General features: G+C 72.2%; 27 protein-coding genes. 11 read left to right on the top strand and 16 right to left on the bottom strand.

The features are described 5' to 3' along the window. Positions 1–8: 8 nt before the first annotated feature. From H0524_RS05665 to H0524_RS05640, 6 genes are all read right to left on the bottom strand, one after another. Positions 9–392: a hypothetical protein gene (locus H0524_RS05665; protein WP_180197800.1), complete on the bottom strand. Its 384-nt coding sequence runs from the start codon at positions 390–392 to the stop codon at positions 9–11. A 77-nt stretch (positions 393–469) separates the two neighbouring features. Then, the gene (locus H0524_RS05660) at positions 470–910 is read right to left on the bottom strand and encodes a hypothetical protein (RefSeq protein ID WP_026322177.1); all 441 of its coding nucleotides are present in this window, start codon (positions 908–910) and stop codon (positions 470–472) included. A 166-nt stretch (positions 911–1,076) separates the two neighbouring features. Next, entirely contained in the window at positions 1,077–1,385 is a 309-nt protein-coding gene (locus H0524_RS05655) for a hypothetical protein (RefSeq protein ID WP_180197704.1), read from the bottom strand. Positions 1,386–1,423: 38 nt separating this feature from the next. After that, positions 1,424–1,720, bottom strand: a complete 297-nt coding sequence (locus H0524_RS05650) for a BON domain-containing protein (RefSeq protein WP_180197703.1) — start codon at positions 1,718–1,720, stop codon at positions 1,424–1,426. Positions 1,721–1,792: 72 nt separating this feature from the next. After that, on the bottom strand, positions 1,793–2,326 hold the full coding sequence (locus H0524_RS05645; RefSeq protein ID WP_180197702.1) for an STAS domain-containing protein: 534 nt from the start codon (positions 2,324–2,326) through the stop codon (positions 1,793–1,795). Next, positions 2,323–2,679, bottom strand: coding sequence for a hypothetical protein (locus H0524_RS05640; RefSeq protein ID WP_180197701.1), 357 nt, complete (start codon positions 2,677–2,679; stop codon positions 2,323–2,325). The genes H0524_RS05645 and H0524_RS05640 overlap by 4 nt, the downstream gene beginning before the upstream one ends. Positions 2,680–2,856: 177 nt before the next feature. Between H0524_RS05640 and H0524_RS05635 the strand changes: the two genes are divergently transcribed. Genes H0524_RS05635 through H0524_RS05625 form a run of 3 tightly spaced genes read left to right on the top strand, consistent with a single transcriptional unit; the run spans position 2,857 to position 5,434 of the window. Continuing rightward, positions 2,857–3,531: a response regulator transcription factor gene (locus tag H0524_RS05635; protein ID WP_180197700.1), complete on the top strand. Its 675-nt coding sequence runs from the start codon at positions 2,857–2,859 to the stop codon at positions 3,529–3,531. Continuing rightward, a complete protein-coding gene (locus H0524_RS05630; RefSeq protein WP_180197699.1) occupies positions 3,528–4,880 on the top strand; it encodes a cell wall metabolism sensor histidine kinase WalK in 1,353 nt (450 codons plus the stop codon). The genes H0524_RS05635 and H0524_RS05630 overlap by 4 nt, the downstream gene beginning before the upstream one ends. Continuing rightward, entirely contained in the window at positions 4,877–5,434 is a 558-nt protein-coding gene (locus H0524_RS05625; protein WP_180197698.1) for a GerMN domain-containing protein, read from the top strand. Before H0524_RS05630 ends, H0524_RS05625 begins: the two co-directional genes overlap by 4 nt. A gap of 110 nt (positions 5,435–5,544) precedes the next feature. On the opposite strand, the gene H0524_RS05620 is transcribed toward H0524_RS05625, so the two are convergent. After that, complete coding sequence (locus H0524_RS05620; RefSeq protein WP_180197697.1) at positions 5,545–7,023, bottom strand: hypothetical protein; 1,479 nt, start codon at positions 7,021–7,023, stop codon at positions 5,545–5,547. Positions 7,024–7,281: 258 nt separating this feature from the next. Here H0524_RS05620 and H0524_RS05615 point away from each other — a divergent pair, with 258 nt between their 5' ends. Beyond that, positions 7,282–8,193, top strand: coding sequence for a siderophore-interacting protein (locus tag H0524_RS05615; RefSeq protein WP_180197696.1), 912 nt, complete (start codon positions 7,282–7,284; stop codon positions 8,191–8,193). Between the two features lie 152 nt (positions 8,194–8,345). Further along, on the top strand, positions 8,346–9,098 hold the full coding sequence (locus H0524_RS05610) for an SDR family NAD(P)-dependent oxidoreductase (protein ID WP_180197799.1): 753 nt from the start codon (positions 8,346–8,348) through the stop codon (positions 9,096–9,098). Positions 9,099–9,310: 212 nt separating this feature from the next. Here the strand turns inward: H0524_RS05610 and H0524_RS05605 are convergent, their stop codons facing one another. Genes H0524_RS05605 through H0524_RS05585 form a run of 5 tightly spaced genes read right to left on the bottom strand, consistent with a single transcriptional unit; the run spans position 9,311 to position 14,933 of the window. Continuing rightward, positions 9,311–9,874, bottom strand: a complete 564-nt coding sequence (locus H0524_RS05605; RefSeq protein WP_180197695.1) for a GNAT family N-acetyltransferase — start codon at positions 9,872–9,874, stop codon at positions 9,311–9,313. Beyond that, positions 9,867–11,975: a penicillin acylase family protein gene (locus H0524_RS05600; RefSeq protein ID WP_180197694.1), complete on the bottom strand. Its 2,109-nt coding sequence runs from the start codon at positions 11,973–11,975 to the stop codon at positions 9,867–9,869. Before H0524_RS05600 ends, H0524_RS05605 begins: the two co-directional genes overlap by 8 nt. Beyond that, positions 11,972–12,781: an ABC transporter ATP-binding protein gene (locus H0524_RS05595; protein WP_180197693.1), complete on the bottom strand. Its 810-nt coding sequence runs from the start codon at positions 12,779–12,781 to the stop codon at positions 11,972–11,974. Before H0524_RS05595 ends, H0524_RS05600 begins: the two co-directional genes overlap by 4 nt. Positions 12,782–12,807: 26 nt before the next feature. Beyond that, the gene (locus H0524_RS05590; RefSeq protein ID WP_180197692.1) at positions 12,808–13,836 is read right to left on the bottom strand and encodes an iron chelate uptake ABC transporter family permease subunit; all 1,029 of its coding nucleotides are present in this window, start codon (positions 13,834–13,836) and stop codon (positions 12,808–12,810) included. Next, positions 13,833–14,933 (bottom strand): iron ABC transporter permease, encoded by a 1,101-nt coding sequence (locus H0524_RS05585; protein ID WP_180197691.1) that lies wholly within the window; start codon positions 14,931–14,933, stop codon positions 13,833–13,835. The genes H0524_RS05590 and H0524_RS05585 overlap by 4 nt, the downstream gene beginning before the upstream one ends. Positions 14,934–14,998: 65 nt before the next feature. Between H0524_RS05585 and H0524_RS05580 the strand changes: the two genes are divergently transcribed. From H0524_RS05580 to H0524_RS05560, 5 genes are all read left to right on the top strand, one after another. Then, positions 14,999–16,030 (top strand): ABC transporter substrate-binding protein, encoded by a 1,032-nt coding sequence (locus H0524_RS05580; RefSeq protein ID WP_180197690.1) that lies wholly within the window; start codon positions 14,999–15,001, stop codon positions 16,028–16,030. Positions 16,031–16,153: 123 nt separating this feature from the next. After that, positions 16,154–17,755 carry an aspartate aminotransferase family protein gene (locus H0524_RS05575; RefSeq protein ID WP_180197689.1) on the top strand — a complete coding sequence of 534 codons (1,602 nt, stop codon included), beginning with the start codon at positions 16,154–16,156 and terminating at the stop codon, positions 17,753–17,755. A gap of 37 nt (positions 17,756–17,792) precedes the next feature. Next, the gene (locus H0524_RS05570) at positions 17,793–19,079 is read left to right on the top strand and encodes a lysine N(6)-hydroxylase/L-ornithine N(5)-oxygenase family protein (protein WP_180197688.1); all 1,287 of its coding nucleotides are present in this window, start codon (positions 17,793–17,795) and stop codon (positions 19,077–19,079) included. Beyond that, positions 19,076–19,642, top strand: a complete 567-nt coding sequence (locus H0524_RS05565; protein ID WP_180197687.1) for a GNAT family N-acetyltransferase — start codon at positions 19,076–19,078, stop codon at positions 19,640–19,642. Before H0524_RS05570 ends, H0524_RS05565 begins: the two co-directional genes overlap by 4 nt. Beyond that, positions 19,639–21,429: an IucA/IucC family siderophore biosynthesis protein gene (locus tag H0524_RS05560; RefSeq protein ID WP_180197686.1), complete on the top strand. Its 1,791-nt coding sequence runs from the start codon at positions 19,639–19,641 to the stop codon at positions 21,427–21,429. Before H0524_RS05565 ends, H0524_RS05560 begins: the two co-directional genes overlap by 4 nt. Positions 21,430–21,467: 38 nt before the next feature. On the opposite strand, the gene H0524_RS05555 is transcribed toward H0524_RS05560, so the two are convergent. Genes H0524_RS05555 through H0524_RS05540 form a run of 4 tightly spaced genes read right to left on the bottom strand, consistent with a single transcriptional unit; the run spans position 21,468 to position 24,563 of the window. After that, a complete protein-coding gene (locus H0524_RS05555; RefSeq protein ID WP_180197798.1) occupies positions 21,468–22,532 on the bottom strand; it encodes an ABC transporter ATP-binding protein in 1,065 nt (354 codons plus the stop codon). Beyond that, positions 22,529–23,377: an ABC transporter permease gene (locus tag H0524_RS05550; protein WP_180197685.1), complete on the bottom strand. Its 849-nt coding sequence runs from the start codon at positions 23,375–23,377 to the stop codon at positions 22,529–22,531. The genes H0524_RS05555 and H0524_RS05550 overlap by 4 nt, the downstream gene beginning before the upstream one ends. Then, positions 23,374–24,141 carry a molybdate ABC transporter substrate-binding protein gene (gene modA, locus H0524_RS05545; protein WP_180197684.1) on the bottom strand — a complete coding sequence of 256 codons (768 nt, stop codon included), beginning with the start codon at positions 24,139–24,141 and terminating at the stop codon, positions 23,374–23,376. Before modA ends, H0524_RS05550 begins: the two co-directional genes overlap by 4 nt. After that, complete coding sequence (locus tag H0524_RS05540) at positions 24,138–24,563, bottom strand: molybdopterin-binding protein (RefSeq protein WP_018215722.1); 426 nt, start codon at positions 24,561–24,563, stop codon at positions 24,138–24,140. Before H0524_RS05540 ends, modA begins: the two co-directional genes overlap by 4 nt. Before the next feature lie 287 nt (positions 24,564–24,850). Here H0524_RS05540 and H0524_RS05535 point away from each other — a divergent pair, with 287 nt between their 5' ends. Beyond that, complete coding sequence (locus H0524_RS05535) at positions 24,851–25,273, top strand: Fur family transcriptional regulator (RefSeq protein ID WP_018724739.1); 423 nt, start codon at positions 24,851–24,853, stop codon at positions 25,271–25,273. The last annotated feature ends 87 nt before the right edge of the window (positions 25,274–25,360 follow it).

Below are 25,360 nucleotides of genomic sequence, written 5' to 3'. Positions count from 1 at the left end.
CGGAACGCCTACCGGTCACCGGTCGGTTCGGCCCGGACCTCGCCCGACGTCCGGATGCGTCGGCGGTCCTCGCGGACTGCGTGCCGGATCGACCCGAGGGAGGCGTCCGGCGCGAAGATCAGTGCGTACCAGCTGTCCAGCGTGGTGCGAAGCTGGGCGATGCTGGCCTGGAGCCGACGGCTTTGCTCGTTCGAGGCGCGTAGCTGCTCCCGGATCGTCTGCGCCTCGGCCTCCAACTCGGCCATCCGGATTCGCATCGGCTGCACCAGGGTCAGGGCGGTATCAGTGATCACACCAGCCGCCTCGGCGCGGAACTTTCCCCGCTTCACCACCACCGCGGCGATGGTCGCGAATCCGCCAGCGCCGCCCAGGACGCCGAGTATCGACAGCACGACCTGGAGCCACTGTGGGGCGGCAGCTGCTGCGTCGGTCGCGGGTGGAGGTGGAGGCGGGGGTGGGGGTGGGGCTGTCATGGGAACTCACCAGCCAGGTCCGGGGCTGGGCGCTGCGGCTCGACCAGCCGGTACAGATCGTGTAGGAGCTCCCCGCCCCGCCACCATGAAGCGAGCGCCACCGCGGTGATGAAGGAGACGGAGGTGACGGCCGCCAGACCGCCACCCACCCCCATGGTGATCGCGTACATGCTGGTGACAGTGCCGAGCATCAGCATGGACGCCAATTCCAGCCCGAGCCCGGTGGCATACCGGCCTGGCCACAACAGCCCGGCGATGCCGATCAGGCCGGCTACGATCAGCCCCAGCTGCCAGCCGATGCGGATCGGCTCCGGCATGGCGACCCCCAACGAAGGTGGCGCCCCCAGGACGAGCATCACCGTGCCGCACATGGGCGAGGTGAAGACGACGGCGTTCTCGAAGGGCCGTCGATTTCGCCAGATAAGCCTTTTCCGCACCGCAGCTCCTCAAGTGGTCACTCGCCGAGCCGGTCTCAGGGACACGCTCGGACCGGCGCTGCGCGAGGAGGGGATGACGACGAGCGTCATTGATTGCCGATAACTCAGTCATATCACCCAGCGGAGCTGTCGCCCAAAAGATGCTGAGATCCGACAAAACTGCAGGTCAGGAGGGGTGTAGAGGTGATTTGGCCCGGTTGTCGACCGTGGTCATGATGGCCCGGGCGTACAGGGCGACGCCGGCGAGGAGGCTGACCATGGCGATCGGCACGCCGTAGAGGGGTCGTACGTACATCGCCAGGAACCAGGACTTGACGTTGATGTCGGCCAGGATGAACACCAGCGGGATGGTCCCCTGCGGGATCAGCAGGATCGAGCCGAGGCCCCAGCTCAATCCCTCGACCGTGCCGCCCTTCCTGGCCGCCGCGCCGCCGACGGCGGCGGCGCGGACCACGGTGGGTCGGCCGGTGCGCATGGTGTGCAGCAGGTCCGGCCCGTGCCGAGATAGACCATTCAGCGCTGTCGGCGTCCATGCTGCGCTACTCGCAGGGTGTTGCACACGTCGGCCACGCCCGGGATGTCCCACGCGAGTTCGCCCGCGACCTGCCGGGTTTCGAGGTCGGCGATGATACCGGTCAGGATGATCACCCGGTTCTGCACGGTAACGGTGATCTGCTGGCGACGCGTCGTCCAATCAGATCGGAGCCGCTGGGCGGCTATCGAGGCGAGCCGGGCGTCCTCGTCGTGGTGCGCCGGCGGGTTCCAGGCCGGGTGGAACGGGTCGTCGTCGGGCGAGGGCCAGGGCACCATGTGGCAGTCCTCATCGCTGGAGCTGGCAGCGGGGTGCGGCCGGTCGCGGGTCGCGACGCGCCCGTCCGCTGTTCACACCAGCACCTTGGGTTCGTTCGTGGGGTTTGGTTGGTCGGTCACGACGGGGAAGGCGGTGTCCAGGCGCATCGTGTGTAGCACGGTCAACACGAACCGGGAGGGCGCGCGGAGGCACAGCTCCGCGCCGCGCTGACGAGCCTCCTGTCGGGCCCGGACGAGTAGGCCGAGGCCGACGGAGTCGATCTGCTCGACGGCGGAGAGGTCGACGACCACGCGTCCCTCGTGCTCGGTGGCCTTGCTCAGCGCGGTGCGTAACGGGTCCGTCGTCGCGGTGGCCTCGACGACCTCGTCGTGGTCGGCGCCCCCGAGCGGCTGGGCGGGGGCGGCCCGGCCGGGCGGGGATGGGGGTGGGGTGCACCCGGCGCACCGGTGTGGACCGGTGGCGAACGGAGACCCGCTCCAGCCATGCTCGGACACGAGCGTCCAGACCACTTCGTCATCGGGTAGCACGACGGCCGTGCTGGCGGCGGTCTCTCCGCAACCATCGCAGATCAGGGTCATCATGTTGTCGTCTGGCACGACCGTCATGGTTGGTTCCCTTCCTGGTCCGTCGGCGCCGAGGGGTCGGCGGCGGTACGCCACCGGCGATTGGACCGCCTCGTCGGCCCCGGCGTACGCCTCGCCGTTACGACCGCGAGGGTAGCCGCGGCGCCGGCGAAGCCGACCTGCACGGCCAGCCGCAGTCCGGAGGGAGCAGCGACATCGACGCCAGCGACTCGGGCGGTGATGGTGCCGAGTAGGGCGGCGCCGAGGCCCACGGCGACGGCCAGCCACACCGGGGCAGCATCACGGCCCGGGAGAACGAACCGCCCGAGTAGGCCGACGAAGACGCCGACGAGAACGCCGACGACGAGGGCGTGGATGAGGGCGTTGCCGGTCACTGCTGCCTCCTCTCAGTGGGATGGGGCCGGCGTTGGCGCGGCGGGCGGCCCGACACGCCTCTCACCCTCTAAGTGGGTCGTGTAGCGGTCGGTGCGGTTGGATGACAGTCACATGACAAAAAGTGTGGCGGCTGCCCCGGAGTGGGTGGTTGCCGGGGCGCCGGGGATGATGCCGTAATGACCGCGGTACTGGTGATCGAGGACGACGACCGGATCCGGTTGGCACTGTTGCTCGCCCTGGAGGAGGAGGGCTACACCGCGCGAGGGGCGGCGACTGCCGAGGAGGGGCTGCGGATGCAGCGGTCCGACCCGGCCGATAACGTGTTGTTTGACCTGATGCTGCCCGGCATCGATGGATTCGAGGGGATCCGTCAGCTGCGCCGCGACGACGATGTCCCGATCGTGGTCGTCAGCGCCCGGGACGACACCCACGACATCGTCGCCGCGCTGGAGGCCGGTGCCGACGACTACGTGGTCAAACCGGTCGCCATCAAGGAGCTGTCCGCCCGGCTGCGGGCGCTGCGCCGGCGGGCCCGGACGGTGGCTACCCCGGTCGCGGTGCAGGTCATCGGGGACCTGGAAATCAGCCCGGAGGCGGGGGAGGTACGTCGTGCCGGAGCGCCGGTGGCGTTGACCCGCACCGAGTTCCGACTTCTCTGCGAACTGGCCGAGCACGCCGGCCGGGTGTTGTCCCGGCAGCAGTTGCTGCAGCGGGTATGGGGGTACGACAGCGGCGACGAGCGTCTGGTGGACGTGCACGTCGGGCGCCTGCGCCAGAAGATCGAGGCGGAACCGGGTAATCCGCGACATCTGGTCACGCTCCGTGGCCTCGGCTACAAGCTGCAGCGATGAGACATCTCGGGCTCCGCGCGCGGGTGACGGCCGGGTTCGCGGTCGGCGCCGCGTTGCTGGCCTCCTCGATGGCGTTGATCTCCTATGACCTGACCCGGCGCAGCCTGCTCGACGAGCGGGAGCGCACGGCTGTACGGGCCGCCTACTTCGACGCCGGCGTCGTACGGATCGGGTTGAACACCGACGACCCCGACGTCGTCGAAGTGCTCCGCTCGTTGGACACCGGCAGCTCCCGGCGACCTCTGCTCCACCTCGACGGCTCCTGGTATGGGCGTACCGCCGAGACGGCGGCGACGAGCGTGCCGGTGGCCTTGCAGCAGCGGGTCCGGGCCGGACAGCCCGGGGTGCAGCGGGTCCAGCTGGCCGGGCAGGCGACCCTGTTGGTTGGGGTGCCACTGCCCGATGGCGCCAGCTACTACGAACTGACCTCCCTACGGGAGTTGGAGGAGACCTTCCAGGTTCTCGCGTTGGCGTTGACCGCCGTGGCGATCATGGTGGCCGGCGCCGGCGCCGCCTTCGGCTGGTACGCGACCCGGCACAGTCTGCGCCCGCTGACCGCCGTCGCGGACGCCGCCGAGCGGATCTCCGCCGGAGACTTCACGACCCGGCTGGCCCCGGCCACGGACCCGGATCTGACCCGCCTGTCGACCTCCTTCAACGACATGGTTGACCAGCTGGCCCGACGGAACGAACGGGACCGACGCTTCGCCGCCGACGTGAGCCACGAGCTGCGCTCGCCGTTGCAGACCCTCTACGCCGCCGCGAGCGTGCTGACCCGTCGGCGGGGACACCACGACGAACGGACCGCGACCGCGGCGGGGTTGGTAGCCGACGAGATCGGCCGGTTCCAGCAACTGGTCAACGATCTCCTGGAGCTGGCCCGTACCGACCAGCCCGCCCAGCGGGAGTCGGTGGACATCGTCGCGCTCGCCAGCGAGGTGTGCCAGAGCCGGGAGCTGCCGGAGAACCTGGTGCAACCCGAGTCCGGTATGCCCACGGAGTGGCGGGTGGACCGGCGGCGCACCGAGCAACTGCTGGTCAACCTGCTCGAGAACGCGGTCCGCTACGGCGGGGGCCCGGTCGCGGTCCGGCTGTCAGCGGTCGGCGCCACGGGCATCGTCGAGGTGGACGACGCCGGTCCGGGCGTACCGGCGGCCGATCGTGGTGTCATCTTTGACCGCTTTGTTCGCAGTCGCGCCGCGCGCGCCCGCGGGGGTACTGACGGCACCGGGCTCGGCTTGGCGATCGTCGCGCAGCACGCGACCGCGCACGGCGGGCACGCCACGGTCGCCGACCGGCCCGGGGGCGGGGCGCGGTTCCGGGTGGAACTACCGGGGAGCGTGGAGTGAAGGCCCGTCTGGCGGTGGCCATGCTGCTCGTGCTGCTGACAGGTTGCGGTGTGCCCACCGACGACCAGCCGCGGGCGGTAGAGGCGCCGTACGGGCCGTTCCCGACCCCGAGTACGGCGGTCTCCGACCCGGCCGGGCGGTTCACCGAAGCGCTCTACTTCGTCCGCGATGACCGCCTCGTTCTGGTCCGCCGTCGCCTCGACGTCCTGCCCACGGTCAACCAACACCTGGAGCACCTGCTGGCCGGGCCGAACGAGGCCGAGCGGGCCGAAGGGCTGGCCACCGCGCTCTTCGGCGCGGTCACCGTGGCCGGCATCCGCCTCACCGGGACGCGGGCCGAGGTGGACGTACCGTCGGTGGCGGAGGGCGCTGGCCGGAGCGACGAGGTCTTCGCCTTCGGCCAGATCGTCTGCACCCTCACCGCCCGCCCCGAGGTTGACTCGGTGTCCTTCCTACGTGACGGTGCGCCGCTGGGCGTCCCTCGGGCGGACGGGTCGCTGTCGCAGGGGCCACTCACCGCCGCCGACTACGTCGAGCTGTCCGGGGCGGACTGAGCCGTAGCGGTCGAGCTGTCTGGGCTCCGGCGCAGCGGTGGTGGTCAGCCGGCCTGGCGCCGGCGCAGCGGTGGTGGTCCGCCGGCCTGGTGCCGGCGCAGCGGTGGTGGTCACCTGGCGACCGCTACCGTCTCGCCAGGGAGGGTCGGCTGGTCGGGGTGCGCCGGGGCTGCGCCGGGCAGTTCCGAGGCCTCGCCGCGGTGCCCGTTGTCACCGCCGGCGCCCTCGTCCGGTAGCTGTGCCGGCTGGCCGCTGGCCGGGTGATCCTGGCCGGGCGCGGGCGCGGGCGCATCGCCACCGGCGGGGACGTTGCGGGCGACCACCTGCGGGTACTCCGCGGTCGCGGCACCGCCGGTAGCGGCTGCCATGACCGCTGCCGCGGCCAGGTCGGCCACCCGCTTCGCCTCGCGCTTGACTCGCGACCTGACTTCCTTGGCGTGCTGGTCGGCGTAGTCGGCCGCGCGCCGGGCCTCCTCCAGCCGGTGCAGCTCGTCGGCGAGCTCCCGACGGGTGGTGCCGAGTCGCTGCTGCTGCTTGGCCAGCTCCTGGTCGATGGCGTTGCCGTCCTGGCGGACCTGAGCGAGCTGCTGCTGGCCGGCCTCCAGCTCGGACTGGAGCCGGCCGAGCCCCTCCCGACGGTCTCGGATGTCCTGCTGCACCGCGGCGAGCTGCTGCTGGTGGCTGGCGGCCTGCTCGTCGATTCGCTGGCGTACCTTCGCGGCGTACTCCTGGGCCTCGGCGATGAGCGCGGCGATCTCCTGCTCGGCGGCGGTACGTTGGGTCGCGAGCTCCCCCTCGGCCGTGGTCCGCTGCTCGGTTATCTCCTGTTCGACAGCGGTACGCCGGTCGGTCAGCTCCCGCTCCACAGTGGATTGCCAGCGGGCCAGCTCCTCCTGGGTTCGGGTCCGGGCCGCCTGCACCTCCTGCTGGATCTGGGTGCGGGCGGAGCTGAGGAACGCCTCGGCCTCGGCCCGGGCCTGCTCGATCCGCTGGGCGCTCTGCTCGTCGACCTGGATCGCCTCCTGCCGGGCCCGCTCGTGGGCGGCCTCGCCCGCCTCCCGCAGCTGGTCGGCGGCGGCGCGGATCTCGGCCAACTCGGCCTGGGCGGCGGTCCGCCGCTCCTCGTCCGCCTGCTCCTGGTCGGTCCGTCGGGTAGCCAACTCCTCCTCGAAGTCGCGCATGGTTCTGGCGGCGTGTTCCTGGGCCTCGGTGAGCGTCCGCTCCGCCTCCGCCGTGAGCTCGGCGGCCTGCTGTCCGGCCGCCTCGCCGATCATGCCGGCCTGCCGTTCGGCCAGCACCAGGATCTCCTCGACTATCGGTCCCAGATCGCGGAACGCGGCACGGTCGACCCGGGCTGGCCGCTCGCGTAGCTCGGTGACCTCCGCCTCCAGGGCGGCGAGCTGGGCCGTCAGTGCCTCGGCTCGGGCGTGTGCCTGGTTGCGGTCGGTCACGGTCTGGAGCAGCTCGCCGTCGAGCTGGTCAAGGTGCCGTTCCACCTGCCGTTTGTCGAAGCCTCGCATGGTGACGTCGAAAGCCGGCCGCGACACCTTGTGGTCGCTGACCGCGAACGACTCGTCGCCGTGGGACATGGCTGCATCCTCCGTACGATCGCTAGCGCCACGCCGGGGCGGGGACCACCCCACGGGCAACGGTGTGGCGACACGCTACCGCCGTCGTGATGTGGGCTGAAGACCTGCCCCGCCCTTGGGAGCCGTGGTGGCGAGCTGTCGGCCGGTCGAGTCGTTCGACTGCGTCGATCTCCACTTGACAGCGGTCAAGGTAAGGCTAACCTAACTGGGTCGAGTGCGGCGCGGGACCGGTTCCCACGTCCGACCCCGGAAGGCATCATGACCCAGACCCTGCCCGTTGCGCCCTGGCGGCTGTTCACCGTCGAGGTTCGCGCCGTACGTCGGCTCAGCCCGTCGTTCGTGCGGGTTACCTTCACCGGCCCGGACCTGGACCGGTTCGCCGACAACGGCTACGACCAGCGCGTCAAGCTGGCATTCCCGCTGCCGGGCCAACGGGAAGCCAGGTTGCCGGAGGGTCCGGACTGGTACGCCCGCTGGCGGGTACTGCCGGAGCACCAGCGCAATCCGATCCGCACCTACACCGTCCGCGCCGCGCGTCCCGAGCTCGCCGAGGTCGATGTTGACCTCGTTCTGCACGGTGACGGTGGGCCGGCGACCCGCTGGGCGCGTCGAGCGCAGCCCGGAGACCAGATCGTGATCGTCGGCCCGGATGCCGGTCACGACGGCGAACACGGCGGCGAACACGGCGGTGTCGAGTTCCGCCCACCGGCCGCCGCGAAGCTCCTGCTCGCCGGCGACGAGACGGCGGTGCCGGCGATCTGTTCCATCCTGGAGCGTCTCCCCGTCACCGCCCGTGGTCGGGTGCTGCTGGAAGTGCCGGAGGTCGGCGACGCGCAGCCGGTGGCGGCGCCACCCGGGGTGGCGGTGCAGTGGCTGGCCCGAGGCGGACACCCACCCGGCAGCCGGCTGGTCTCGGCCGTGTCGGCCGCGGCGGCGGAGTTGATGTCCGGTCCGTCGGTCGGGGTGCCGGTCACCGAGCTCAACCTGGACGTGGAGCTTCTCTGGGAGGTGCCCATCTCGGTTCTCCCGACGCCGCTGTACGCCTGGCTGGCGGGCGAGGCGGGCGTCATCCGTACCCTTCGTCGTCACCTCGTCACCGAACGCGGCCTGGATCGTCGGGCAGTGGCCTTCATGGGCTATTGGCGCCTCGGTCGCGCCGACCCGGTCTGACCGTCGGGGCGGGGGTGGGGCACGGTCGGCACGGGGCAAGGAGCTCGGGCCAGATCGAATGCGACCGGGCCGTCGTCCTGTCGGGTCACCGACGACACCCATCGCCATGAAAGAATTGAGCGATGCACAGCCTCGCTCAACCACTCGACGGCATGAACGCGCTGGTTATCGGTGGCGGAGGCAGAGGAATCGGACGGGCGATCTCGCGGGCGTTCGCCTCGGCCGGCGCTGCCGTCGCCGTCGCTGACATCGACGAAGGGCGCTCGCGGGATGTCGTCGAGGAGTTGATCGGATCAGGCGCCCACGCCCTTCCCCTCGTCGGCGACGTACGGTCTCAATCGACTGTGGACGAGTTTGTTGCCGCCACCATTGCCGAGTTTGGGCGGCTTGACACGCTCGTAACTGTCGTGGGCGGGCAGGTCGCGTTCGTGCCCGCGGTGCGGCTGCACGAGATGAGCGACGACGACTGGGATCTCGCGTACGAAATGAACCTTGGCTATGCCGTCCGTGCGGTCCGCGCCGCGATCCGTGCCTTCCTGGCCCAGGGGCAGGGCGGTTCCATCGTCAGTGTCGGTTCGGTCGCTGGGGTAATGGCCGCACCCAGGCAGGCCGGCTATGGTGCCGCCAAGGCCGGCCTCGTGAGTCTCGCCAGGACTGTCGCTGCCGAGTACTCCGCCGACGGTATCCGCATGAATGTCGTGTCCTGCGGTGCCATCGCGACGGCGGTGGCAAATTCCACGCAGCCTGCCGGCGAGGTGCCCGAGATCCCGCTGCGCCGACTTGGCGCTCCGGACGATGCTGCTGCAACCGCCGTTTACCTGGCCTCACCGCTTTCGTCCTACGTGACCGGGCAAAGCGTTGCCGTCGACGGGGGCGTGACGGTCCGAGGCCCGTTCGCCGCCTGAGTCGCCCTTCGGCGCAATCGGGCTGCGCCAACTACAACCGGGCTGCGCCAACCTCCGTGGGGCTCGACCGCGGTTGGAGGAGGAATCGTCCTGGCCCCCCGCCCGACGGTCCAGCGTCGCTCGATGCCCCATCCTTCCGGTGCCCGGGCGTCCCGCTCCCGGCGGCCCGGTCAGCGGCCCCGGCGGCCCGTTCAGCGGCCCCGGCGGCCCGTTCAGCGGCCCGCGGCGGCGCGGTCCAGGAACATCAGCCGGGCCTGCTTGCCCGGCAGGTCGACCAGCGGCCCATCGACGAAGCCGGTACGGCGCAGTCGAGCGTGTGCCCGCTCGTTGCGGGCGTCTGGTTCAGCGACGATCCGCTGGTGGGTGGGGTCGGCGAAGACGAAGTCGACCAGGAGCCCGAAGAGGTGGCCGGTGAAACCCGGCTCGGGGCGGGCGGGGCGGGCCGGCGGGCCGATCAGAAAATGGATGCCGTGGTCGCCGGGCTGGACCGGGTACACCTCGCCGACCGGATCGGCGTCCGGCTGGTACGTCTGGAACAACGCCGCCGGAACCCCGTCGCGTAGCGCCAGCCAGGCATGGTGGGTGGGGAGTGAGTCCAGGTAGCGGTAGATCTCCGCCACCCGGTCGCGACCGGCGTCGCGCATCCCCCAGAACCGGGCCCGCTCCTGGCTGACCCAGCCGTGGATGAGGTCCAGGTCGCCCTCCGGATCCACCGGCCGCAGCTGCACCTCGCCGAAGCCCGCGATCACCCGTCCGAAGACCACCCGGTCACCCATTTCGCTCCTCAGTCAGCTTGTCCCAGTCGGTGACCACCGGTAGCAGCTCCCCGCGCTGCCAGGCGGCCAGCTGGTCGTCGTCGTGCGCCGAGCCCGGCACCCCATCAGCGCCGAGGGGCACCACCCAGCGGCTGTTCTCGCGCCGCGCGAGGTCCCAGGCGTACCGGGCGGCCGGCCCGCGCCGGCACAGGTCGGTTACCCCCGGCACGCTGGAGGTGGAGAGCACACAGTCGTGCTCGCCGCCGAGTTCCGGTCCGGCATCCACCTCCGGGTAGCCCGGCATCGGATTGTCCGCGAGCCCGGGCTCCGCCACCACGGTGACCGGCACCGCCCGCCAGGGCGCGAGCCGGTGCCGGGCGCCCCACCGGGCCGCCTCGCCGCCGATGGCCGGGTCGAGGTCGCTGCCCGCGACCTCCAGCAGTGCGGCCCGGACCAGAGCCGGCGCGTCCAGCCCGGGGAGCGCGTCGGGAGCGAGCAGCGCGCCCAGCGCCGTCCCCACCCGAGGGGCCAGCGCCAACCAGGGCGCGAAGACCTCCGGGTACGCCGGTGGGTCGGCGAGCGACGCCAGCGCCGGATGCGCGGTGATCCGCCGGACCAGGGCGGCCCGGACGGCGGCGAAGGCGCCCGCGTCGGCGCTGTCGGCGGCCATCCGTCGATCCCAGCTCAGCAGCCGGTCCCGCAGCGCGGCGGCCGGCGTCGGCAGCTCCGCCAGGCCCGCCAGGAGGGCGAGCAGCGGCCCGGCGGCGGCCGTGTACGTGTCGGTGTGCACGTCGGCCATTCGCTCCACCGTCCAACCGGCGGTCGCGTCGAGTAGCTCGCGGATGCGCCGGGCCCGGTGCGGGGGTGCGAACTCGACCCCCAGCGGAGCGGAGACAGCCCTCTCGTTGGCCATCACGGCGACCTCGGTGGCGGTGGCCCGGGGCATCGGGCACCAGCCGGACCAGGCGTAGCGGGGCTCCCACGCCGGCACGACCCGTAGGCCGTTGTCGGGTGGGCGGGTCGGCACCGCACCGGCGACCCGGTGCAGTAACCCACCGGCGGTGTCGGCAGCGAGCACCACGTTGACCGGCTCCACCCAGTGCTCCACGGCGGCGTCAACGTCGGCGACGGTGCATGCCCGCAGTAGCGCGGGCAACGCGGCGAAGCCCAGCTCGCCGGTGACCCGGGGCGGGTAGCGGAGGCTGATCGCCTCGGCCGACTCCGGGCCGCCGACGACCACCGGCCCCCGGTCGGTCTCCACCACCTCCACCTCGACCGGCTCGCCGCCGGCCACCGTGATCGTCTCTGCGTGGGTATGAGTCGGCTGCCAGCCGTCCGGCCCGTACGCCTCCACGCCGCCGCCCCGTCGACGTAGCCGCTCGGCGTACAGGTCCTGGTAGTCGGCCATCGCGTTGGTGATCGCCCAGGCGACCTCGCCGGTGTGCCCGAAGTGGGCGATGCCGGGGACTCCCGGCACTGCCAGGCCGACCACGTCGTACGCCGGGCAGGCGAGGCGGATCTGCTGGTAGATGCCCGGGTCCTCGATGTACCGGTGTGGGTCGCCGGCGAGTAGGGCGGCACCGGTGGCGGTACGTTCGCCGGCCAGCAGCCAGCCGTTACTGCCGGAGCTGACCGGCGCGTCCGCCTGGAAGAGCGCGACGGCGTCCGGGCCGAGTCGCCGGGCGACGTGCTCGCGCCAGAGCTTGCTGGGGAAGCCGGCGAAGAGGACGTGGTGGGCCAGCCAGATCGCCAGCGGGGTCCACGGCTCCCACCGACCGGCGTCGAGCCCCGCGGTGGCGAAGCGCGGGTCGCGGGCCGCCCCCGCGGCCAAGCCGGCGTTGACTCCGGCCACGTACCGGCCCACCCAGGAGGCGGTCGCCGGGTCGAGGCGGGCGTGGCAGCGCCGGGCGGTGTCGGCGAGGCGGGCCTGGCGGGCGAGCCGGTCCCACGGCACCGCCTCGGTGCCGAGGAACGCGGCGCTCGCCCCCAGCGATCGGTGCCGCTCCACCTCGATCTGCCAGGCCCGGTCGTACGCGGTGACCCGGCCCTGGGCGTTGGCCAGCTCGTCAGGGTCGGCGGCCCGCAGGTGCGGCACACCCCACCGGTCTCGGAAGAGTGTCACGTCGTGACTCCGATCGGGCTCCGGCGCCGGGCCGCCGGCACCACCAGCGGGGTGCCGGTCTCCGGATCGTCGATGACCCGGCAGGGGAGGCCGAAGACCTCCTCGACGAGCGCGGCGGTGACCACCGTCCGGGGCGGGCCCGTCGCCACCACCTGCCCGTCGCGCATCGCGATCAGGTGGGTGGCGTAGCGGGCGGCCTGGTTCAGGTCGTGGAGTACGGCGACCAGCGTACGGCCCTCCTCCTCGTGTAGCCGGGCGCAGAGGTCGAGGATCTCGATCTGGTGGGCGATATCCAGGTACGTGGTGGGTTCGTCGAGCAGCAGCAGGGGGGTCTGCTGGGCGAGGGCCATGGCGAGCCAGACCCGCTGTCGTTGCCCGCCGGAGAGTTCGGCTACCGGACGGTCGGCGAGGTCGGCGACGCCGGTGGCGGCCATCGACTCGGCGACCACCGCCTCGTCCTCGCGGGACCACTGCCGCAGCAGCCCCTGGTGTGGGTACCGCCCCCGGGAGACGAGTTCGGCCACCGCGATGCCGTCCGGGGCGATCGACGACTGGGGCAGCAGGCCGAGGGTCTTCGCGATCTCCCGGGCGGGGCGTCGGTGGATGTCCGCCCCGTCCAGCAGGACCGCACCGGCGCTCGGCCGGAGCAGCCGGGACAGGGCGCGTAGCAGGGTGGACTTGCCGCAGGCGTTCGGGCCGATGACGACGGTGAACGACTGGTCCGGAACGTCAACGGTCAACTCGCGGGAGATGGTCCGCCGTTCGTACGCCAGGGTCATCGCGCTACCGCGTAACCGGGACCGCATCTTCGGTGCTCCGTTCTCCGTCGGGGTCACAGCCGGCCCGCCCGGCGCTCGGCTGCCAGTAGCCAGATCAGGTATCCGCCGCCGATCACGCCGGTCACCACGCCCACCGGAAGTTGGTGGCCGGGTACGGCGCGCTGAGCGAGCTGGTCGGCAACGACCAGGAGTAGCGCCCCGAGCAGCGCGGAGGGCAGCAGGTTGGGCCCGGGTGCGCGGGTGAGTCGTCGGGCCAGGTGTGGCGCGGTGAGCGCCACGAAGTTGACCGGGCCGGCCGCTGCCGAGGCGAGGGAGACCAGCAGCACGGCCGCGCCGAGCAGGGCCAGCCGCAGGCGCTCGACCGGCACGCCGAGGGCGTTGGCGGAGTCATCGCCCATCTCCATAAGCCGCAGGGCGGGTCCGGCGCCGGCCAGCACCGCCGGCCCGAGTAGGGCGAGGGCGATCAGGACCGGCAGGGCGTGGATCCAGCCCCGGCCGTCGAGGCTGCCGGTGAGCCAGAGTACGGCCCGGGCGGCGTCCATCAGTGGGGCGCGGGTGAGCAGCCACCCGTTGATCCCGGTGAGGATCGCGGCGATCCCGATGCCGGCCAGCACGAGTCGGTAGCCGTGCACCCCGCGTCGCCAGGCGATCACGTAGACCAGGAGGCCGGTGGCGAATCCGCTGATGGCGGCGGCGCCGGAGAGCATCGTGCTGGTGCCGCCGACGACGATCACCACCAGCGCGCCGGTCGCCGCGCCCTGGGTGAAGCCGAGCAGGTCGGGACTGCCGAGGGGGTTGCGGACCAGGGTCTGGAAGATGGCGCCGGCCAGCGCCAGCGCGGCGCCGACCGCGATGGCGGTGGCGAGGCGGGGGAGCCGTAGCTCGTGGACGATGAACTCCTCGGCCGGGCTACCGTCGCCGGCCAGGGTGCGGAGCACGTCGGTGGCGCTCATCGGGTAGTCGCCGCTGCCCAGTGCCAGCACGCCCCCGGCGAGGGTGAGTAGCGCGCAGGTCAGGCCGACGGCAAGGGCGCGCGGGTGCAGGCGCAGCGAGACACCGCCAGGAGTACGCAAGACGATCATGGCCGCCCCACCCGCCCGCGAAGTACCAGCCAGAGGAAGAGCGGTCCCCCCAGCACGGCGGTGACCATGCCGACCTGGAGTTCGCCGGGGCGGCTGAGGATCCGGCCGAGCACGTCGGCACCGAGCAGGAGCACGGGTGCGAGCACGGCGCAGTACGGCAGCAGCCACCGCAGGTCCGGCCCGGTCAGTGCGCGTACCAGGTGCGGGACCAGCAGCCCGACGAAGACGATCGGTCCACAGGCGGCGGTGGCGGCGCCGCAGAGCAGGGTGACCGCCGCGATGACCGCGGCCCGGATCAACGCCGGCCGCGCGCCGAGCGCCCGTGCGGTGTCGTCGCCGAGGGCGAGGGCGTTCAGTGGGCGGGCCACGGCGAGGGCGAGCAGCAGCCCCGCCGCGATGAACGGCGCCACCGTGCCGACGAGGGCCAGTTCGGCGCTGGCCAGCGAGCCCACGGTCCAGAACCGCAACCGTTCCAGGGAGGCGGTGTCGAGCAGCATGATCGCGCTCACATACGAGTAGAGGGTGGCGTTGAGCGCGGCGCCGGCGAGGGCCAGCCGCGCGGGAGTGGCGCCGCGCCCGCCGCCCACGACGTAGCCGGCGGCGGTGACGACGGCAGCGCCGATCAGCGCGAACCAGACCTGTCCGTTCAGTCCCGCGACTCCGACGAGGGCCGTGCCGGTGGCTACCGCCGCCGAGGCGCCGGCGTTGATGCCGAGTAGCCCGGGGTCGGCCAGCGGGTTGCGGGTGAGCGCCTGCATGACCGCCCCGGCCACCCCGAGGGCGGCTCCGGCGAGCAGGCCGAGCAGCGTGCGGGGCAGTCGCATCTGGTGGACCACGGTGTACTCGTCCGCGCCGGGGTCGAGCAGGGCGGGCCAGACGTCGGCGAGGGGGAGGGCCTTCGCCCCGACGGCGATGCTGAGCACCGCGACGACGGCGAGCAGGAGCACGGCGGCGGCGAGGCCGCTGGCGCGGGTGACGGTGCGACCGCCTCGGATGGGGTGCGCCGAAACCGTTTGCGCAGCGGACGGCGGTGAATGAGTGACGGACAGGGTGGGCTCCGAGTTGGTGCGAAACGCGGGGGCAGGACTTGACAGCATCATCGGTTAGGTTAGCCTAACCTCGCTGTCCATGGTCACCCGCGACCCCGACCGAAAGATCTAACATGTCGCATCCCGCGTCCGCCCGTCGACTTTCCCGTCGCGGCCTACTTGCTGCCGCCGGTGGCGTCAGCCTGGCCGCTCTCCTCGCCGGCTGCGGCAGCGAGGACACCGACACCCCCGCCGCCGACACTGACTCCGGCCCCTGGTCGTTCACCGACGACCGAGGCGAGAAGCTCTCCGCCGACGCGCCTCCGACCCGCGTCGTCGCCTTCACCGGGGTGGCCGCGGCGCTGGTCGACTTCGGCGTCGACAAGCAGGTCGTCGGCGTGTTCGGCGAGACCACCCGCGCCGACGGCAGCAAGGACCCGCAGGCCGGGGAGCTGAACGTGGAGAGCGTGGAGATCCTCGGCAACACCTGGGGCGAGTTCAACCTGGAGAAGTACGCCGGCCTGCGGCCCGAACTGCTGGTCACCCACATGTATGACCCCGATGCGCTCTGGTACGTGCCGGACGAGAGCAAGGACAAGATCGTATCCCTCGCCCAGGTCGCGGCGATCACCACTGCCCGGGTGCCCATGACCCAGCCCATCGAACGGTACGCGCAGCTCGCCGAGTCCCTCGGCGCGGACCTGTCCGCGGCGGCGGTCACCAAGGCGAAGGCCCGCTTCGACGCCGCCGCGGAGTCGGTCCGCGAAGCCGTCAAGGCCAACCCGGGTATCAAGGTGATGGCCTGCTCCGGCAGCCCCGACCTGTTCTACGTCTCCAACCCGCAGGTCAGCACCGACCTGATGTACTTCGCCGAGCTCGGCGTTGACCTCGTGGTGCCCACCAAGCTGGAGGCGGGCGACTACTTCGAAGCGCTCAGCTGGGAAAACGCCGGCAAGTTCCCGGCCGACCTGCTGCTGCTCGACAACCGCGGCACCGCGCTGCAGGCCGACGACCTCGCCACCAAGCCGACCTGGGCGCAGCTGCCGGCCGTGGCGGCCAACCAGGTCACCGCCTGGGACTCCGTGCCCCGATTCTCGTACGCCGGCGCCGCTCCGTTGCTGGAGAACCTGGCCACCGCGATCAAGGGTGCGAAGAAGGTCAGCTGACCGTCGTGTCCCGGCCGGCGACGCCGGCCGGGACTGCCCGAACCTACTCCCGCAACCGCCGTCAGCGCACGGCGGACGATGGCGGCTGCCCTAATCCGGGCGCCATGAACATGAGGATCACCCATGAACCCGTCCGCAGGCCGCGTTGACGCCGTACCACTCGACCCGGGGCCCGCCTCGGCCCAACCCGACCCGGAGTCCGCAGCACCGGGGGCCCTCGAGGCCGCCCAGGCGTACCTGCTCGGCAATGGCTCGGTCGACCACTATCGACAGGCGCTCGCCGACGGGGTGGAGCGGGTGGCCCATCGGGTCGCGACGGTCGAGAGACCCTTCACCGGGATAACCCCGGACGAGCTGGCCCCGCTCGTCGGCGGCATCGAGCTCAACCGGCCGCTCGGCGACCACACCACCGCCCTGGACGAGTTGGACGAGCTGTGGCTGCGCGACGCGGTCTGGTTCCACCACCCCCGCTCCCTGGCCCACCTCAACTGTCCGGTGGCGATCCCCGCGCTGCTCGGCGAGGCGATGCTCACCGCGGTCAATCCGTCGCTGGACACCTGGGACCAGAGCGCCGGCGCCACCCTGATCGAACGCCGGTTGATCGAGTGGACGGCCGCCCGGATCGGCCTCGGAGCGGCCGCCGACGGGATCTTCACCAGTGGGGGAACCCAGTCCAACCTGCATGCCCTGCTGCTCGCCCGGGAGGAGGCCGTCGCGCACGCCGCGGATGCCGACGCCCGGGCCGCGCTCCTGCCCCGGCTGCGGATCCTCACCTCCGCCGCCGGGCACTTCAGCGTCCAGAAGGCCGCGAAGCTGCTCGGACTGGCGCCGGACGCGGTGATCACCATCGAGACCGACGCGGCCCGGCGGATGTGCCCACAGGCGCTGGACCGGGAACTGGAACGTTGTCAGCGGGCCGACCTGCCGGTGATGGCGGTGGTCGCCACCGCCGGTACCACCGACTTCGGCACCATTGACCCGCTGCCGGAGCTCGTCGGGCGCTGCGCCACCGCGGGCGTCTGGCTGCACGTCGACGCCGCGTACGGCTGCGGCCTGCTGGTCTCGCCGACCCGCCGGCACCTACTCGACGGCATCGAGCAGGCCGACTCGGTGACCGTCGACTACCACAAGTCCTTCTTCCAGCCGGTCAGCTCCAGCGCGCTGCTGGTCCGGGACCGCCAGGTGCTGCGGCACGCCACCTACCACGCCGACTACCTCAACCCGGCCCGGGCGGTCGCCGAGCGCATCCCGAACCAGGTGGACAAGAGTCTGCAGACCACCCGCCGGTTCGACGCGCTGAAGCTGTGGTTGACCCTGCGGGTGATGGGCCCGGACGCCATCGGCGCGCTCTTCGACGAGGTCTGCCGCCGCGCCGTCGACGCCTGGACCCTCGCCGACGCCGACCCCCGCTTCGAGGTGGTCGCCCGCTCACCGCTGAGCACCGTCGTCTTCCGCTGGTGCCCCGCCGGCACCCACGCCGAGCTGGCCGACGAGGCCAACCGGCACGCCCGGGCCCAACTCGCCGCCTCCGGTGCCGCCATGGTGGCCGGCACCATGGTGGACGGCCGGGCGCACCTCAAGTTCACCCTGCTCAATCCCGCGACCACGAGCGCGGACGTGACCCTCGTGCTGGACCTGATCGCCGAACACGCCGGCCGGTATGCGCACGACCACGCCCCCGGGCGGAGCGGTCGCCCCGCCGACCTGTCCTGCTCGGTCGCCTGACCACATCATCTTTGCAACACCGCGTCTGGAGAAGCACATGACCACCCACGACTTCATCGCGATCGGACTCGGCCCGTACAACCTGGGCCTGGCCTGCCTGACCGAGCCGATCTCCGAGCTGGACGGGCTCTTCCTGGAGGCCCGGGCCGATGTCTCCTGGCACCCCGGGATGCTGCTGGAGTCCACCCGACTGCAGACGCCGTTCCTCGCCGACCTGGTGACCTTCGCCGACCCCACCTCACCGTTCTCCTTCGTGAATTTTCTGAAGGAGACCGGCCGGCTCTACCCCTTCTACATCCGGGAGAGCTTCTTCCCACTGCGGGCGGAGTACGACGCGTACTGCCGGTGGGCGGCGGACCGGTTGTCGAACCTGCGCTTCGGGCACACCGTCACCACGGTGTCCTACGACGAGGCCCACGGCGAGTACGTGGTGCACGCGGAGACCGCCGACGGTCCGGTCACCCACCGGGCCCGGCGCCTGGTGCTCGGTACCGGCACCTCGCCGGAGGTGCCCGCCGTCTGCCAGGGCCTGGGTGGGGACGCGTTCCACAACGCCCGCTACGTCGAGCACCGCGACGCGCTACGGAGCAAGCGGAGCATCACCATCGTCGGTAGTGGGCAGAGTGCCGCCGAGATCTACCACGAACTGCTCACCGACATCGACAGCTACGGCTATCAGCTCAACTGGGTGACGCGGTCGCCCCGCTTCTTCCCGCTCGAGTACACGAAGCTGACGCTGGAGATGACGTCACCGGACTACGTGGACTACTTCCACGCGCTGCCGGAGGAGACCCGCTACCAGCTGGAATCCGAGCAGGTCGGGCTGCTCAAGGGGATCAACTCCGACCTCATCAACAGCATCTTCGACCTGCTGTACGCGCGCAGCGTCGACGGCCCGGTCCGTACCCGGCTGATCACCAACACCGAGCTGGTCAGCGCCGCCCACGACGCCGGTACGTACACGTTGGGTCTGCGCCACCACGAGCAGGGTCGGGACTTTACCCTCGACACCGAGGGCCTGGTGCTGGCCACCGGCTACCGGTTCCAGGTGCCGGCGTTCGTGGACGGGATCCGGGACCGGCTCCGCTGGGACAGCCACGGCCGGTTCGACATCGCCCGTAACTACAGCGTCGACCACACCGGACGGGAGGTCTTCCTGCAGAACGGCGGCACCCACACCCACAGCGTCACCTCCCCCGACCTGGGCATGGGACCGTACCGGAACTCGTACCTCATCCGGGAGCTGCTCGGCCGGGAGTACTACCCGGTGGAGAAGAGCGTCACCTTCCAGGAGTTCGGGGCCCCGGCGGCGGTGGACGCGTGACCGTGCACACCCGCCGAGACCCGCTGCTGGGCGAGTTCACGCTGCGCGCTCTCGACCCGGACCGGGACGCCCCGCTGCTGCACCGTTGGGTGACGCATCCGAAGGCGGCCTTCTGGCTGATGCAGGACGCCGACGTGGCGCAGGTCGCCGCCGAGTACCGGCGCATCGCCGACCACCGGCACCACGATGCGTACCTCGGGTGGCACGAGGGGGCGCCGGTGTTCCTCGCCGAACGCTACGACCCGGCCCACGTGGAGCTCGTGGGCCGGTACGACGCGCACCCCGGCGATGTCGGCATGCACTTCCTCTGTGCTCCCACCGAGGCGCCCGTGCCCGGGTTCACCCATGCCGTCCTCACGACGGTGCTGGACTGGCTCTTCGCCGACCCCGCCACCCAGCGGGTCGTGGTCGAGCCGGACATCCGCAACACCGCCGTGCACGCCCGGAACGCCGCCGTGGGCTTCCAGGTCGTCGGCCCGGTGGAGCTACCGGCGAAGACCGCCCTCCTGAGCATCTGCACCCGTACGGCCTTCCGCGCCGCCACCGAAGGAGCGCCCGCATGACCCCCGGCGACGCCGTCACGCACCTCACCCCGGCGCGCTGGGAGCAGGCCAACCGGCTGCTGGTGCGCAAGGCCCTCGCCGAGTTCGCCCACGAACGGCTGCTCACCCCGGAGCCGATGCCGGCCGAACCGGGTCGCTACCGCGTCCGCAGCGACGACGGCACGGTCGAGTATCGTTTCGCCGCCCGGCTACTCGCCCTGGACCACTGGCAGATCGACCCGGACCGCATCACCCGGCACGGGGAGTCCGGGCCGCTGCCCGTTGATGCCGGCGACTTCTTCCTGGAACTGCGCGACACACTCGGTCTCTCCGACCGCGTCCTGCCGGTCTACCTGGAGGAGATCACCGCCACCCTCGCCGGGACCGCGTACAAGCTCGCCCGAGGTGGGCCGGCGGCGGAGAAGCTGGTCAACGCCGACTTCCAGACCGTGGAGTCGGCGATGACCGAGGGGCACCCCTGCTTCGTGGCCAACAACGGCCGGCTCGGGTTCAGCTCCGACGAGTACCACCGGTACGCGCCGGAGGCCGCCGCGCCGGTGCGGCTGATCTGGCTCGCCGCGCACCGGGACCACTCGACCTTCAGCTGCTCGGCCGAGCTGGACTACGACACCCTGATCCGTGGCGAGTTGGATGACCAGACCCGGGCCCGGTTCGCCGCCACCCTGGCCCGGCTCGGCCTGGACCTCGCCGACCATCACCTGATCCCGGTGCATCCCTGGCAGTGGCAGCACAAGCTCTCGGTGACCTTCGCCGGGGAGGTGGCCCGCCGGCACCTGGTCTACCTCGGTGCGGGGCCGGACGAGTACCGGGCCCAGCAGTCCATCCGGACCTTCTTCAACCTCACCGAACCCAGCCGGCACTATGTGAAGACCGCGCTGTCCGTGCTGAACATGGGCTTCATGCGGGGCCTGTCGGCCGCCTACATGGCGGCCACCCCGGCCATCAACGACTGGCTCGGCGACCTGATCGACGGCGACGAGGTGTTCCGCGGCACCGGGTTGACCATCCTGCGCGAGCGGGCCGCCGTCGGCTACCGGCATCGGCAGTACGAGGCGGCGACGGATCGCTACTCCCCGTACCGGAAGATGCTGGCGGCGCTGTGGCGGGAGAGCCCGGTGCAGGGGTTGGCGCCGGGCCGGCGCCTGGCCACCATGGCCTCGCTTCTACATGTGGACCCGGACGGCCGGTCCCACACCGCCGCGCTGGTCGCCGCCTCGGGGCTGACCCCGGCGGCCTGGCTCCGCCGCTACCTCGACGCCTACCTGGTGCCGTTGCTGCACGCCTTCTACGCGTACGACCTCGCGTTCATGCCGCACGGCGAGAACGTCATCCTGGTCCTGCACGAGGGCGCGGTCGAGCGGGTGATCTTCAAGGACATCGCCGAGGAGATCGTGGTGATGAGCGCCGATGCGCCGCTACCCCCGGCGGTGGAGCGGATCCGAGCCGACGTACCGGAAGAGCTGCGACTGCTGTCGATCTTCACCGACGTCGTTGACTGCTTCCTGCGGCACCTCAACGCCGTGCTGGTCGAGGCGGGGGTCTGCCCGGAGGAGACCTTCTGGCGGACGGTCGCCGAATCCGCCGCGGGATACCTGGACCGGGTGCCGCACCTGGCCGAGCGGGCCCGCCGGTACGACCTCTTCGCGCCCGAGTTCGCGCTCTCCTGCCTCAACCGACTCCAGCTGCGGGACAACCAGCAGATGGTTGACCTGGCCGATCCGGCGGGGGCGTTGCAACTCGTGGGGACGCTGGCCAATCCGCTCGCCCCGTACCGCCCCGGGACCTGACGGCCCCGAACCCGAGACGGACCGCGTCGCCGCGCCCGCTACCCCGCCGGGTAGGCGTGCGTCTCCGTCACCCCGACCGCGGCCCACACCCGTTGACCCGGAACCAGGCGCAGGGTCGCCGCGGAGGCGGGCGGCACGTCGGCTGCTACTCGGACCGGCCCGTCCAACTGCACCCGCAGGTTGTCACCGTGGCGTTGCAACCCGGCGACCGTGGCCGGCCAGGTGTTGGGTGGGCTACCGGCGGGCTGGTCGTCGTGCAGCGCCACCGCCGAGGGGCGGAACGCGACGAAGGCGTCGCCGTCGAGGCGCTCCGGGACGGTGAGCAGGAGGTCGTCGGCGACCCGGATGTGGTTGTTCTCGGCCTGGCCCCGGTGCAGGTTCAGCCCGACCAGCTGGGCGACGTAGTCGGTACGGGGCCGGGCGGTGACGGCGGCCGCATCACCCTCCTGGACCACCCGGCCCTCCTCCACGATCACCAGCCGGTCGGCCAGCACCAGCGCGTCGAGCGGGTCGTGCGTGACCAGCACGGTGGCGCCGGGGTGGGCGGCCAGGTGCCGGTGCAGCTCGGCGCGGGTGTCCAGGCGGGTACGGGCGTCCAGGGCGGCCAGCGGCTCGTCGAGCAGCAGCACGGCCGGCCGTACCGCGAGCGCCCGGGCCAGCGCCACCCGCTGCGCCTGCCCGCCGGAGAGCTGCCCGGGGCGCCGGCGGGCGTGCTCGACCAGCCCCACCCGGGCCAGCCAGTCGCTGGCGCTGCGCCGGGCGGCCCGCCGGTTGGCGCCGTGCCGGCGCGGGCCGAAGGCCACGTTGTCGAGCGCGTTCAGGTGCGGGAAGAGCAGATAGTCCTGGAAGACCACGCCGACCGAGCGGCGCTCGGCGGGGACGAACGTGCGCCGGTCCGGCCGGTCTAGGTCGCTGCCCGCCACCGTGAGGTGGCCGGCGGTCAGGGGCTGCAGGCCGGCCAGCGCCCGTAGGGCGGTCGTCTTGCCGGCGCCGTTCGGACCCAGCAGCGCCACCACCTCACCGGCGGCGACCCGCAGCGGTACGTCCAGCCGGAAGTCGCCCCGCTCCACCGCGAGGCGCGCGTCCAGGAGGTGCCCGGTCACGGTGTGCTGATCCACCGGTCGCGCAGCCCTGCCAGGATCACGACCGAGACGACGAGCAGGATCAGGCTGAGTACGATCGCGGCCTCGACATCGGTCTCCAGCGCCAGGTAGACCGCGAGCGGCATGGTCTGGGTCCGGCCCGGGTAGTTGCCGGCGAAGGTGATCGTGGCACCGAACTCGCCCAGCGCGCGGGCCCAGCACAGCACCGCGCCGGCGGCCAGGCCCGGGCCGACCAGTGGCACGGTGACGTGCGTGAACGCGGTCCACCGGCCGGCGCCGAGGGTGGCCGCGGCCTCCTCGTATCGGCGGTCGGCGCCCCGTAGCGCCCCCTCCACGGCGATGACCAGGAACGGCATCGCCACGAACGCCTCGGCGAACACCACACCGGTGGTGGTGAACGGCAGCGTGAACCCGAAGGTCTGGTCGAGCCATCCACCGATCAGCCCGCGCCGACCGAAGACCAGCAGCAGGGCCACCCCGCCCACCACCGGCGGGAGCACCAGGGGCACGGTGACCAGGGCGCGCACCAGCCGCCGGCCGGGGAAATCCACCCGGGCGAGTAGCCATGCCAGCGGTACCCCGAGCAGCAGGCAGAGCAGGGTCGCCAGGGTGGCGGTGAGCAGCGACAGCCGCAGCGCGGCGAGCACCCCGGGCTCGGCGAGCCGCTGCGGCAGGGTGCTCCACGGGGTGCGGGCCAGCAGACCGATCAGCGGCAAAGTCAGGAAGGCCAGACCGAACAGCGCCGGCAGCAGCAACGCGACTGGGACGCCACTGCCTCGCCGCCGGGCGCCGCGCGGCCGGCGGGCGCCCGTGGACTGACGGACCGGATGCTCGGTGAGCGTCACGGCGCCTGGAACCCGGCCTCGGTGAGCACCGCCCGCGACCGGGCGGAGCGGACGTGGGCCACGAAGGCGTGGGCCGCGGCCGGGTTCGGCGCGTCGGCCAACACGGCGATCGGGTAGTCGTTGACGGCCTGGGCGGACTCGGGGAACTCCACCGCCGCCACCTCCGGCGCGGCGGCGCGGGCGTCGGTGCGGTAGACGAGGGCGGCGTCCACCTCGCCCAGCCGTACCTTCGCCAGGGCCCCCCGCACGTCCGCCTCCAGGGTGACCGGGGTCAGCGCGACGCCGGCGGCGTCGAGCGCCCGGTGGGCCGCCGATCCACACGGCACCTGCTCGGCGCAGAGCGCCACCTTCAGCCCGGGCCGGGTCAGGTCACCCGGGCTCCGTATCCCCTCGGGGTTGCCGGCGGCGACCGCGATGACGAGCTGGTTGCGGACGAAGACGGCCGGTGTGCCGTCCGTGCCGTCGGCGGTGGTGACGGTGGCCAGGTGCTGCGGGGCGGCGGAGGCGAAGACATCCGCCGGGGCGCCTGCGGTGATCTGGGTGGCGAGGGCGGAGCTGCCGGCGAAGTTGAACACGACGGTGCTGCCGGGGTGGGCTGCCTCGAAGTCGCGCCCGATCCGGTCGAACGTCGCGGTGAGCGACGCGGCGGCGAAGACGGTCACCGTGCCGGTCACGCCACCGCCGACGGCTTCACCACCCGGGGTGCCGCAGCCGGCCAGGATCAGCGTGACGGCGCCGGCCAGGACCGAGGTACGCGGCCTCACGGCGCCGGCCTTCCCCGGGTGCCGGCCGGCGGCGTAGCCCGCTCGACCAGTACGTTCGTCGACTTGATTACGGCGACGGCCAGCGAGCCGACCCGCAGGTCCAACTCGTCGACGGCCTCCCGGCTCATCAGGGAGACGATGCGGAACGGGCCGGCCTGGATGTCGACCTGGGCCATCACGGTGTCCCGGACCACGCCGACGACGATGCCGCGTAGTCGGTTGCGGGCCGACGAGGCGTCGGACCGCTCGTCGCGCTCGGCTGCCTGCGCGCGGGCGAACGCCGCCAGATCCACCCCATCCACGGCGCGGTGTCCGTGCTCGTCGCGTTCTGCCCGAATGCGCCCGGCGTCGATCCAACGACGGACGGTGTCGGCGCTCACCCCGAGCAGCTCGGCCGCCTCCCCGATCCGGAACCTCGTCACCCGGTCACCTTAGCGCCTGCATCCGAGAGGTGTTTCCCCGCTCATCTCCGGCGGTTGCAAGGTGCTGGAGTCGTATTTCCTCGCAACCGCGAGGTCCGGATGCCGGCAACCGCGAGGTCCGGCCGGGTCGGGCACCGGTGTGCCGACCTGACCCGGCGGTCAGCCGACGCGTCGGCGGCGGGATCGACGGGGGCGGCCGGTGCCGCGGTGTACGCCGCGGGCTGGTCCGACCCGACCGCGCATAATGTGGGTACGCCGGAGCTGCCCCGGCGGTCAGCACACGTGAGATGGTGGGGAGTACGGTGCCGCAGACGATTCCGAACGCAACCCGGAACACCCGGCAGCGAGCCGAGGTGCTCGCGCTGCTCGGGGAGGTCGACGGGTTCCACACGGCGCAGCAACTGCACCGGATGCTCTGCGACCGCGACGCCCGGGTGGGCCTGACCACCGTCTACCGGACCCTGCAGCTTCTGGTGGACGCCGGTGAGATCGACTCCACCCGGCTGCCCGGCGGCGAACAGCTATTCCGCCAGTGCAGCCAGAGTCGTCACCACCACCACCTGGTCTGCCGGTCCTGCGGACGGACCGTGGAGGTGGCCGGCCCGGCAGTCGAACGCTGGGCCGACCAGGTGGCGGCCGAGCACGGCTTCACCGAGGTCGGGCACACCCTGGAGATCTTCGGCAACTGCGCCGGCTGCGCCGCGTCCTGACCTCCGCCGGCTGCGCCGCATCCGGACCTGCCGGTTGTCACCAGCCGGGGTGTTTCCCGCCCCGTCGCGCGGGAAATCAGCACCACG

This window comes from Salinispora sp. H7-4, assembly GCF_013416675.1.
Taxonomy (GTDB): domain Bacteria; phylum Actinomycetota; class Actinomycetes; order Mycobacteriales; family Micromonosporaceae; genus Micromonospora; species Micromonospora vitiensis.
This window is presented reverse-complemented; position numbering and strand designations above follow the sequence as displayed.

Excerpts from the sequence above, each read along its gene's own strand:
- H0524_RS05595 (WP_180197693.1), bottom strand. The coding sequence starts at position 12,781 with ATGCGGTCCCGGTTACGCGGTAGCGCGATGACCCTGGCGTACGAACGG.
- H0524_RS05570 (WP_180197688.1), top strand. The coding sequence starts at position 17,793 with ATGACCACCCACGACTTCATCGCGATCGGACTCGGCCCGTACAACCTG.
- H0524_RS05575 (WP_180197689.1), top strand. The coding sequence starts at position 16,154 with ATGAACCCGTCCGCAGGCCGCGTTGACGCCGTACCACTCGACCCGGGG.
- H0524_RS05560 (WP_180197686.1), top strand. The coding sequence starts at position 19,639 with ATGACCCCCGGCGACGCCGTCACGCACCTCACCCCGGCGCGCTGGGAG.
- H0524_RS05655 (WP_180197704.1), bottom strand. The coding sequence starts at position 1,385 with ATGCGCACCGGCCGACCCACCGTGGTCCGCGCCGCCGCCGTCGGCGGC.
- H0524_RS05605 (WP_180197695.1), bottom strand. The coding sequence starts at position 9,874 with ATGGGTGACCGGGTGGTCTTCGGACGGGTGATCGCGGGCTTCGGCGAG.
- H0524_RS05590 (WP_180197692.1), bottom strand. The coding sequence starts at position 13,836 with ATGATCGTCTTGCGTACTCCTGGCGGTGTCTCGCTGCGCCTGCACCCG.
- H0524_RS05620 (WP_180197697.1), bottom strand. The coding sequence starts at position 7,023 with ATGTCCCACGGCGACGAGTCGTTCGCGGTCAGCGACCACAAGGTGTCG.
- H0524_RS05645 (WP_180197702.1), bottom strand. The coding sequence starts at position 2,326 with ATGACGGTCGTGCCAGACGACAACATGATGACCCTGATCTGCGATGGT.
- H0524_RS05630 (WP_180197699.1), top strand. The coding sequence starts at position 3,528 with ATGAGACATCTCGGGCTCCGCGCGCGGGTGACGGCCGGGTTCGCGGTC.
- H0524_RS05580 (WP_180197690.1), top strand. The coding sequence starts at position 14,999 with ATGTCGCATCCCGCGTCCGCCCGTCGACTTTCCCGTCGCGGCCTACTT.
- H0524_RS05585 (WP_180197691.1), bottom strand. The coding sequence starts at position 14,933 with ATGCTGTCAAGTCCTGCCCCCGCGTTTCGCACCAACTCGGAGCCCACC.
- H0524_RS05535 (WP_018724739.1), top strand. The coding sequence starts at position 24,851 with ATGGTGGGGAGTACGGTGCCGCAGACGATTCCGAACGCAACCCGGAAC.
- H0524_RS05610 (WP_180197799.1), top strand. The coding sequence starts at position 8,346 with ATGAACGCGCTGGTTATCGGTGGCGGAGGCAGAGGAATCGGACGGGCG.
- H0524_RS05635 (WP_180197700.1), top strand. The coding sequence starts at position 2,857 with ATGACCGCGGTACTGGTGATCGAGGACGACGACCGGATCCGGTTGGCA.
- H0524_RS05650 (WP_180197703.1), bottom strand. The coding sequence starts at position 1,720 with ATGGTGCCCTGGCCCTCGCCCGACGACGACCCGTTCCACCCGGCCTGG.
- H0524_RS05615 (WP_180197696.1), top strand. The coding sequence starts at position 7,282 with ATGACCCAGACCCTGCCCGTTGCGCCCTGGCGGCTGTTCACCGTCGAG.